The organism is Streptomyces sp. NPDC001156, from assembly GCF_053598275.1.
The window spans coordinates 1-2,935 of sequence record NZ_JBSFJX010000434.1; the positions used below are offsets into that span (position 1 = coordinate 1).

2 protein-coding genes are annotated in these 2,935 nt (G+C 72.3%); both read right to left on the minus strand.

What is annotated here, in order from left to right; translation table 11 throughout:
- A partial coding sequence (locus ACWDA7_RS51785) for a GlgB N-terminal domain-containing protein (RefSeq protein ID WP_450615047.1) occupies positions 1–1,307 on the minus strand: 1,307 nt, incomplete at its 3' end.
- 31 nt (positions 1,308–1,338) lie between these two features.
- On the minus strand, positions 1,339–2,745 hold the full coding sequence (locus tag ACWDA7_RS51790) for a maltokinase N-terminal cap-like domain-containing protein (protein WP_450615048.1): 1,407 nt from the start codon (positions 2,743–2,745) through the stop codon (positions 1,339–1,341).
- Positions 2,746–2,935 lie beyond the last annotated feature (190 nt).

Sequence of the window (2,935 nt, forward strand, 5' to 3'; positions counted from 1 at the left end):
CAGGACGCCAGATGCATCTCGTACACCGAGAACGGCGCCTCGTGCACCGCAGTGTCCGCACGCTGTGCCAGCCACTCCTCGTCCCCCCACACGTAGTGGGAGGCGGTGACGATCGAGGACGTGTTCGGCGGTGCCTCGGTGCGGCGCGCCAGCGGGTCGGCACGCAGGGTCCTGGAGCCGTCCGGGCGGGTGATCTCGAACTTGTACAGTTCGCCCTCGCCGATGCCCGGCACGAACAGTTCCCAGACGCCGCTCGAGCCGAGCGAGCGCATCGGGTGGCCGCTGCCGTCCCAGAAATTGAAGCTCCCGGCCACGCGCACGCCCCTCGCGTTCGGCGCCCACACCGAGAACCGGGTGCCGGTCACGCCCTCGTGGGTCATCGGGTGCGCGCCGAGCGCCGTCCAGAGCTCCTCGTGACGCCCCTCGCCGATCAGATGCAGGTCGAACTCGCCGAGGGTGGGCAGGAAGCCGTACGCGTCCTCCGTGTCCTGGACCGCCCCCTCGTAGGCGACGACGAGCCGGTAGGCGGGGACGTCGCTCAGCGGCAGCAGCCCCGAGAAGAACCCGTCGCCGTCGTCGTGCAACTCGGCCCGCAGGGGACCGGCGACGACCGTGACGGACAGCGCGTACGGCCGGAAGGCCCGGACGGCGACGCCACCGGGCACCCGGTGGGCGCCGAGCACCGAGTGCGGGTCGTGGTGCATGCCGCCGAGCAGCCGCTCGCGGTCACCGGCATCGACGGCCGGGGAGACGGCCACCTCCACCATCTCGTCGGCGAGCGGTTCCGCGGCCGTTCCGATCGCGACAGCCTCGGCCGCCTGTGCGGCCACCTCGGCTGCCTCCGCGGCGACTTCGGCCACCTCCGCGGCGATCTGCTCCGGGGCAGCCCCAGGTACGGCCACCTTCTTCGCGCCGGCCTTCCGGGAAACGGGCTCGGCAGCCGTCTTCTGGGCGGCGATCTTCTTCGCCGGAACCTTCTTGGCGGCGGTCTTCTTGGCAGCGGTCTTCTTGGCCGTCGTCTTCTTCGCGGCGGTCTTCTGCGCAGCGGATTTCTTGGCCGGAGCCTTCTTCGCCGCCGTCGTGCCGGCAGTTAGTTCCTCCGCCTCGGCAGCCGCCTTCCCGGCCGCGGCCTTCTTCAGCCCTGCCGTCGCCCTCGGCGTCACGGCCGCCGCTTTCTTCGCCACCGCCTTCTTCTTGCCGGCCGTCGACTTTTCCGCCGCGGTCGCCGTCTTCTTCACACCGGTCTTCTTCGGACCGTCGCCGTTCTTGTTCATGATGTCGTCGTCGGACGGAGGACGGGGGGTCACGGACGGGGCCTCCTCGGCACGGAGTGGTGGGTCATGTGGTTGCGTCGGCGCCGGCGGACAGGCGGCGTATCGCCGCCATCGGCACGGGCAGCCAGTCGGGGCGGTGCCGGGCTTCGTACAGCACCTCGTAGACCGCCTTGTCCGTCTCGTACGCGCGCAGCAGCACGGGGTCGGTGCGCGGGTCGCGTCCGGTGACCTCCGCGTATCCGGAGCAGTACGCGGCCCGGCACGCGGCGGCCCACTGCGGTGCCGGCGGCGCGGCCGAGTGCGCGGCGTAGTCGAAGGAGCGGAGCATGCCCGCGACGTCCCGTACGGCCGGCTGGGGCATCCGGCGTTCCGCCAGCGGTTTCGACGGTTCGCCTTCGAAGTCGATCAGCGACCAGTCTCCGGACGGCGAGCGCAGGCACTGGCCCAGGTGCAGATCGCCGTGGATGCGCTGGGCGGTCCAGGTGTGCCCCTCGGCGGCGAGGTCGGCGAGCGTCTCGAACGCGGACCGCAGCCCGGGCACGTACGGCCGCAGCACGGGCACCGCCTGGGCCGCCGCCTCCAGATGCTGGATCATGCCGTCGGCGAGCACTCGTATCCGCTGATGTCCCAGGGTGACCGTGGGCAGCGCGCGGGCCAGTGCCATGTGCACCTCGGCCGTCGCCCGGCCGAGCGCCCGCGCCTCCGGTGCGAAGTCCGAGCCCTTGGCCAGCTCGTGCAGCGCCAGTTCCCAGCCGTCCGTCGCACCCCGGACAAACGGTTGCAGCACGCCGAGGACGTACGAGTCGTCGTGGCCGTCGAGGTCGGCGAGCAGCCAGCCTGCGGGCGCGGGCACCCGGGCGCAGCCCTCGTGCGCCAGCGCCAGCGGCAGCTCGAGGTCGGGGTTGGTGCCCGGCACGACGCGCCGCAGAACCTTGAGGATGAACGTATCTCCGTAAACGACGGAGGAGTTGGACTGCTCGGCGGTCACCAGCCGCGGGACGAGTCCTTCCCCTATCCGCTGGCGGGCGTCCCCCTCGAAGCGGAGCCGGCCGATGCGGGCCCTGGTGCGGAGCGCCTCCAGGAGGACGGCGGTGGCCCGGGGGTCGTAGAGCGCCTCGTACACCGTCCGCCCGGCCAGGGGCCCTTCGCCGGGATGTCCGATCAACGCGGGCGCCAGGCGGGGCGGGAGCGCCTCGCGCACGCCGATGAGCAGCTGGTAGCAGTCGCCGGGGTGGGGTACGGCGCTCTGGGCGGGGACGTCCGGCTGATGGGCCCGTACGAGCAGGTGAAGCAGACCGAGCGGACCGCCGGAGGGCAGCAGTTCGGTGGCCGCCACCAGGGAGAACCCGGTGACCGGCCGTCCCTTGCCCGCGAACCAGCGCTGCCGTGGGAGCCACTCCCGCAGGAGCGGGTCGAGGGACGCGAGGAGACCGGGCTGGGTAGCGGTGGGGTGGGTGACGGCTTCCGACATGGCGTGCGTCCTTTCCCCGGGGGGCGGTCGGGGTACTACTGCCTGCGTGCCCCGGGCGGGGCGGTGAAAACCGCCCCGCCCGGGACCACTACGCGACGTTCTTCCGGAGTCGGAACCAGTAGAAGCCGTGGCCTGCGAGGGTGAGGAGGTAGGGGAGTTCGCCGATGGCGGGGAAGCGGACTCCGCCGAT

Bases quoted from the DNA above. Each gene is read 5' to 3' on its own strand.
- ACWDA7_RS51790 (WP_450615048.1), bottom strand. From the start codon at position 2,745: ATGTCGGAAGCCGTCACCCACCCCACCGCTACCCAGCCCGGTCTCCTC.